The following is a 5,807-nucleotide window of genomic DNA, read 5'->3' as shown; positions in this document are numbered from 1 at the left end:
GCCGTGATGGCCTTCAGGCAGGCGAGTGGCGGGTGACGACGGGAGGGAAAAGGGTGACGAGCCCGACCCCGGCACTGAGAGCTAACGGTTAGGGCTGCTTCGTTCCCGACCTGACCCGGTTGGCCGCGCCCCCATGCGGGGAGGCCCGTCGATGCGAATTGTAGGCGAGGGCTTGTGCGCGAGGGCGGCAATCGCCCTTCGAGCGCCTGTGCAGCCGGGCTGCGCCCGCGCCGCGGACCGGCACCTCGCGAAGCGGCGGCTTTCATGGTCGTGTGCGCCCCGCCGCCGACTCACGGCGCGCTGCGAGGTACAAAACGCTGCGCCTTCTCGAGAACAGGAACGGCAGAAATGAAATACGAAGTGGTGGCCCGCGGGCCGCGGCTCGAGGCCTTCGGTGCGCACAGCGGTTACCGCATCAGGATGTCCACCTTGTCCGCCACGGGTCTCGACACCTGGCCCGTGACGGTGCACATCCGCGGCTCGGAAAGCGAAGACGAGGTGGCGGTGGACGTACCGAGGAAGCACCACGCCAGCGCGACGGAGGCACTGGACTTCGGCCATGAATGCGCCACGCTGTGGATCGATGCCCTGGACCATCGCCGCGAGTGAGCCGGCGCAGCCCTCAGATCTGTTTGCGCTTTTCCACCAGGTTCAGGAAGCGCTCGTATTCCTTTTCGTCCACCCCGTAGCTGTGATCGTCGTCGGGGAACTGCCCGGCCTTCACCTCGGCCACGTACTGGCTCAGTCCCGCAACGGCCACCTCCGTCAGGTTGGCGTAGCGCTTGGTGAACTTGACCTTGAAGTCGGTGAACACGCCGAGCAGGTCGTACGACAGCAGGATCTGCCCGTCGCAGCCGGCACCGGCGCCGATGCCGATTGTCGGGATCTCGAGCTGGCGCGAAATGACGGCGGCAATCTTCGCCGGCACGGCTTCGAACTCCAGCATGAAGCAGCCGGCGTCCTGGATCGCCAGCGCGTCTTCCAGGATCTTCAGCGCCGCTTCTGCCGTGCGGCCCTGGATCCTGAAGCCGCCGAACATGGCGATGGTGTGCGGCGTGAGGCCGATGTGCGAGGCGGTGGGAATGCCCGCATCGACCAGCGCCTTCAGGATGTGCGCCTGCGACTTGCCGCCTTGCGGCTTGACAGCGTCGCAGCCGCCGTCCTGCATGAAGCGCGTGGCGTTGAGCAGCGCGCGGTCCACGGTGTTGTAGCTCTGGTAGGGCATGCAGCCGAGCACGAAGGTGTTGGGCGCGCCGCGCCGCACGGCCTGCGCATGCATCACCATCATGTCCATCGTGGCCGGGATCGTGTTGGAGTGCCCGTGCGCCACCATCGCCAGGCTGTCGCCAACCACGGCGACGTCCACGCCCGCCATCTCGGCCCACTTGGCGGAGGTGTAGTCGGGCACCGAGGTGTAGACCATCTTCTCGCCGGTCTGTTTGGACGCGCGGATCTCGGTGATCGTGCGCTTCTTCCTGTCTGAAGGCGCGGGGGTGGGGTTCTGTGCCATGTCGTTCTCCTGAAATGTTGAATGTGAAGCGGTGCTCGGCTCAGGCGGCCAGCTGACGGTGCAGCCAGTCCGCCACGCCGCGGGTCGACCTGAAATCGGCGACGGAGCGCGTGACGAGTTCCGGATGAGCCTGAGCACAGAGCTTGGCCAGCGTCTGCCCGGGCCCGAGGTCGAGCACCACGCGCACGCCCGACTCGACGATCCCGCGCATGCAGTCGTCCCATCGGACCGGCTCGCATACCGCGCGCTGCAGCGCCTGCGGCGCCTCGCTGCTTTGCAGGCAACGTCGGCCGTCGACGCCACGCAGCACGGGTGCCGACACGGGCCGGATGGGGGTCGTCGCGAGAAACGCGCCGAACTCCGAAGCCGCCGTTTGCAGCACCGGCGTGTGCGACGGCACGTGCACGTCGAGCCGGCGTGTCCACGCGCCATGCGAGGCGAGGGCGGCTTCGGCCGCGCCGAGCGCCGCGTCGGCGCCAGCCAGTACTGCGTGGTCGATGTCGTTCACGATGGCCAGGTGCAGGCCTGGGGCGTGCGCGAGAAGCCGCTCCAGCGGCAGCCCGCGGGCGGCGAGCATGCCGTAGCCGGGAGGGCTGTGCGCGTCCATCAAGCGGGCGCGCTCCACTGCCACTGCGACGGACAGGCGCACGTCCCAGGCACCGGCGCAGCTCCATGCCGACACTTCGCCGACGCTGTACCCGGCAAATAGGGCCGGCGTCGGGACTTGCGGCTCGAGCAGCGTCCACGTGGCGCGGGCCAGCGCGATCATTGCCGGCTGCGCGAAGGCGTTGTCGAACAGGCCGTCGCCGCTTCGTGCCTTCGCCAACACGTCGTACGCGAGGGTATGGCTCGCCTCTTCGAGCACCTCGCGCCCGCGCGGGTCGGCCGCGACCAGCTCGAACATGTCGGGCGACTGGCTGCCCTGGCCGGGGCAAAGGATCGCGTAGTGCTGCACCGGCGCGTCAGGGTTCGATGGCGTGGACGAATAGGCACGCCGCCAGCAGGTCGGCGCTGCCGCCGGGGCTGAGACGGCGCGCGCAGAACGCGCGGTGCACTTCGACGGCCCGCTCGCGCCAGTGCGGCTGGAACACGCCGCCCTCACCGACGAACACGCCGGCGCGGGCGCGGGCATACGCCAGGCCGCCCGGTCCGCCGCGATGCAGAAGGTTGGTGTCGTCCAGGCGGGCCAGCAATTCGAAGAAGGCCTGGATGCGCGCCTGGTTCACGGAGCCGCCGTGGGAAAGCACGGCGCGGTAGGCGGGCAATCCGATCCGGTAGACGGAGGGAAAGCCCGCCGCCGCTTCGGCCTGGGCACCGCCGACGGCATGGCGGGCGCTCACGAGGCTGCCGTGGCTCGTCGCATCCCGTCGGTGTTGCGCGATGGCGCGACCCCAGGTGTGCTTCACACATTCGCCGAGCGTGGGCATCGGTGCGCCCGCACAAGCACTGCGGCGAGCGCCGGCCGCGCCGGCCAGCAGCCCCAGGTTGAAGACAGCGCCGCGGTGCGTGTTCACGCCCCGCGTCGCGCGCAGCATGCGAGCCTCGGCCGCCAGACCGAGTTGCCTGAGCGTCTCGAACGATGCGCCTTCGCTGCCCGCGCGCGCCGCGTCCTCGAAGTAGCGCCTCAGCGCGAGCGTGCTTCGCACGAAGCTTGTGGCGTCCATGTCGGCATGGCTGCCTGCATCGACGAGACTGACCAGGCCCGGCTTCGGGTACGTGATCAGCTCTTGCAACAAAGCGCGCACGGCGGCGTTGCGAACCTGTTTCGCTTGGGGCAAGGTGGGCGCCTTGCCGAAGACGACCTTCGGTGCTGATGTGATCGTCAGCATGGCTGAGCCGCGTGCGCCCATGCTGCCCACACGCTTGCGCGCGGCCGCAGGCTCGGTCCCGCGTCCGACTTGACGAGAATCTTTTTTCCGGACGCGGCAAGCTCCCGCCAGGAGACGGCCTCGCCGGACGGCAGCTCGATTTCCCCGTCGATCCGCACTGCAAAGCGTGCATCGATCTGCTTGAGCGTCTCCAGCCAACGCCTCGCGTCGTCGGCGCTCCCGGGTTGTGCCAGCAGGTCCAGGTCGGAACTCTCGTGCAGGTAGGGCTTGCCGCTCGCCTGCTGCCAGAACACGGAGCCGTAGACGCGCAGCGGCATGCCGATCTCGCCGGCACGCTGCACCAGGCACAGGGCGGTGCCGTGCATTGCTGGCGGCAGGCCGGGGGCCACTTCGGCGAGCGACAACGGCTCCTTGATGCGCAACACGGCGTGCATCGGCACGCAGAACGACCGTCGGGCCTGACCGCCGGCATCGACCACTGCCAGGCCCAGCGGCAGCCAGCCGGCTGTGTCGTGGGGCAGCGCGCCGCGCCCGACCAGGGGCCGGCCCTTGCCAACCCACTCGATCAGCAGGGCCGTCGCCGTGGGAGCGCTGCATCCCGCCACGTCGTCTTGGTTCAGGGCCGGGTTCAGCCACACACGCCGATGGCGCAACGGCGACGCCGGGCTTGTTGTCACCGCCATCGTCGAAAGGCTCAGGGTGCCGCCAGCACGGCGGCGATGACGCGCTCGGCGTGCACGCGCCCGCCGCGCGCGGCGCCCAGCTGTGCGCGCCGATCACTCCCTGCCGGCGTGCGGAGCGCTTGTGCGAGGCTCGATGCCAGGTCGCCGGCCCACACGTCCTCGACAGCGCCGAGTCGCTGATAGTTGTCGACCCCCGGCCCGAAGATGGCCGAGGTGCGGCACAGCTCCTGCAGATCCTCGATCGGGATCTGCGTGATACGCGACATCGCCGGCAGCGCCATCACGCGGATCTGCGCGTCGGCGAGCGCGTAGGCGCGGTCGGCGATCATGCCGAGCGACAGGTACCCGCCGCTGACGGCCTCGCCGTAGACCAGGCTGAGCAGCAGGTGCCCTTGCAGGCGCGCGATCTCGAAGCACTTGGCCAGGTGCGCCAGATAGCCGCCGTTGCCGAGCAGCTCGTCGCGCCGGGAGAGTTGCTGCCCTTGCGTGTCGACGAGCATCAGGATCGGCCGCTTCGGAAAGCGCGCGACGATCTGCAGCACCTCGGTGGCCAGCGCGAACGCCAGGTCCACGCCGATGCCGGCACGGTTGCGCGTGCCGACCACTGCCACGGGGCCGTGCGAGGTTGCGCCCGTGCCGCGCAGGAGGTCGCCCTCGGCGCGCACGTCGTGGCCTTCGGGGAACAGCCGGTCGCACAGGGGCATGACGTCAGGCATCGGAACGCTCCCGCAGCGGGTCGGCCATCGACACGAAATCGTCCTTGTCCAGCATCGGTACGCCCGCCGGATCGGGCACGCCGAGGCCCGCCCAGATGTCGGCGGCGTCCGCGGCCGTGCCGAAGCGCTGCAGACGGCGCTGCAGGGCTTCGTGCTCCCGACGCACCGCTTCGAGGTGCAAGGCGACGGGCTGGTCGAAGAGTGCAACCACGGCCCGGCGAAGACCGTCCATGCTGTCCAGCGCGAACGCGTCGGCCTCGCCAATCAGATAGCGGTGCTTTCCGCCCATCGTTCGCCACACCAGCGCGCGGTCGGTGGCGTCGAACTCCTCCACGCCCTTCTGCGATTCGATCACCTCCGGCCCCGACACCGAATGGCGGCCTTCTTCCGTCATCACGATGTGGTCGCAGCCGCGCGCGACGATGCCCAGGCCGCCGTAGCAGCCGTTGCGGCCGGCGCACACGACGATGACGTTCACCCCCGCGGCACGCGCATCGAACACCGCGCGCTGAATCTCGGAGATCGCGATCAGCCCCGCATTGGCCTCGTGCAGGCGCACGCCGCCGGTGTCCAGCAGCAGCACCACCGCATCGGGCTTGTCCCGCGCCGCGCGCAGGAGCAAGCCGGTGAGCTTGGCGCCGTGTACTTCGCCGACGGAGCCGCCCATGAAGGCCGGCTCCTCCGAGGCGAACAGCACCGGGCGGCCTTCGAGGCGCGCGCTGCCGATCATGACCCCGTCGTCGAAGGCGGTCGGCAGGCTGAGGGCCGCCAGATGCGGGCTGCACACGCGTTCCTGCGGCGGCAGGATTTCCGTCACCGAGCCGGCGTCGAACAGGCCGCGCACGCGTTGACGTGCGGTGGCCTCGTAGAAGCTTTGCGGTGTGATGGCGGCGGTTCGCGGGGTGCTCATCTCAGCGGGCTCCGGCATGGCGCGATCAGTGACGGATGAAACATTGCGGTGGTGAGTGTTCATGCCCGACTGTTGTGGACTTTTGGTCTTGACGGTGCGGGTTGGTGGCGGGGGCAAAGCCGGGGGGCGGGCGGCGTGCTTCGCTTCAGTGCGGTGGTG

The 5,807-nt window shown here is 69.6% G+C and carries 7 protein-coding genes and 1 other RNA gene; 1 reads left to right on the top strand and 7 read right to left on the bottom strand.

The annotated features are described in order from the left end of the window. Window positions 1-52: 52 nt before the first annotated feature. An RNA gene (gene ffs, locus H0W38_RS15280) (signal recognition particle sRNA small type) lies at window positions 53-150 on the bottom strand. 198 nt (window positions 151-348) lie between these two features. On the opposite strand from ffs, the gene H0W38_RS15275 reads away from it, so the two are divergent. Then, entirely contained in the window at window positions 349-609 is a 261-nt protein-coding gene (locus tag H0W38_RS15275) for a hypothetical protein (RefSeq protein ID WP_292455568.1), read from the top strand. A 13-nt stretch (window positions 610-622) separates the two neighbouring features. On the opposite strand, the gene panB is transcribed toward H0W38_RS15275, so the two are convergent. Genes panB through H0W38_RS15245 form a run of 6 tightly spaced genes read right to left on the bottom strand, consistent with a single transcriptional unit; the run spans window position 623 to window position 5,648 of the window. Further along, on the bottom strand, window positions 623-1,510 hold the full coding sequence (panB, locus tag H0W38_RS15270; RefSeq protein WP_292455566.1) for a 3-methyl-2-oxobutanoate hydroxymethyltransferase: 888 nt from the start codon (window positions 1,508-1,510) through the stop codon (window positions 623-625). 40 nt (window positions 1,511-1,550) lie between these two features. Next, complete coding sequence (locus tag H0W38_RS15265) at window positions 1,551-2,465, bottom strand: acyltransferase domain-containing protein (protein ID WP_292455563.1); 915 nt, start codon at window positions 2,463-2,465, stop codon at window positions 1,551-1,553. Between the two features lie 7 nt (window positions 2,466-2,472). Beyond that, complete coding sequence (gene mdcB / locus H0W38_RS15260; RefSeq protein WP_292455561.1) at window positions 2,473-3,339, bottom strand: triphosphoribosyl-dephospho-CoA synthase MdcB; 867 nt, start codon at window positions 3,337-3,339, stop codon at window positions 2,473-2,475. After that, a complete protein-coding gene (gene mdcG, locus H0W38_RS15255; protein WP_292455559.1) occupies window positions 3,333-4,022 on the bottom strand; it encodes a malonate decarboxylase holo-[acyl-carrier-protein] synthase in 690 nt (229 codons plus the stop codon). The genes mdcB and mdcG overlap by 7 nt, the downstream gene beginning before the upstream one ends. Before the next feature lie 11 nt (window positions 4,023-4,033). Beyond that, window positions 4,034-4,738 carry a biotin-independent malonate decarboxylase subunit gamma gene (locus H0W38_RS15250; protein ID WP_292455558.1) on the bottom strand — a complete coding sequence of 235 codons (705 nt, stop codon included), beginning with the start codon at window positions 4,736-4,738 and terminating at the stop codon, window positions 4,034-4,036. Continuing rightward, on the bottom strand, window positions 4,731-5,648 hold the full coding sequence (locus H0W38_RS15245) for a biotin-independent malonate decarboxylase subunit beta (protein WP_292455556.1): 918 nt from the start codon (window positions 5,646-5,648) through the stop codon (window positions 4,731-4,733). Before H0W38_RS15245 ends, H0W38_RS15250 begins: the two co-directional genes overlap by 8 nt. Window positions 5,649-5,807: the final 159 nt, after the last annotated feature.

Origin of the sequence: Methylibium sp. (genome assembly GCF_013817365.1) — a bacterium.
Lineage (GTDB): Bacteria > Pseudomonadota > Gammaproteobacteria > Burkholderiales > Burkholderiaceae_C > Methylibium.
This window is presented reverse-complemented; position numbering and strand designations above follow the sequence as displayed.

Bases quoted from the DNA above. Each gene is read 5' to 3' on its own strand.
- H0W38_RS15275 (WP_292455568.1), top strand. From the start codon at position 349: ATGAAATACGAAGTGGTGGCCCGCGGGCCGCGGCTCGAGGCCTTCGGT.
- mdcG (WP_292455559.1), bottom strand. From the start codon at position 4,022: ATGGCGGTGACAACAAGCCCGGCGTCGCCGTTGCGCCATCGGCGTGTG.
- H0W38_RS15245 (WP_292455556.1), bottom strand. From the start codon at position 5,648: ATGAGCACCCCGCGAACCGCCGCCATCACACCGCAAAGCTTCTACGAG.
- mdcB (WP_292455561.1), bottom strand. From the start codon at position 3,339: ATGCTGACGATCACATCAGCACCGAAGGTCGTCTTCGGCAAGGCGCCC.
- H0W38_RS15250 (WP_292455558.1), bottom strand. From the start codon at position 4,738: ATGCCTGACGTCATGCCCCTGTGCGACCGGCTGTTCCCCGAAGGCCAC.
- panB (WP_292455566.1), bottom strand. From the start codon at position 1,510: ATGGCACAGAACCCCACCCCCGCGCCTTCAGACAGGAAGAAGCGCACG.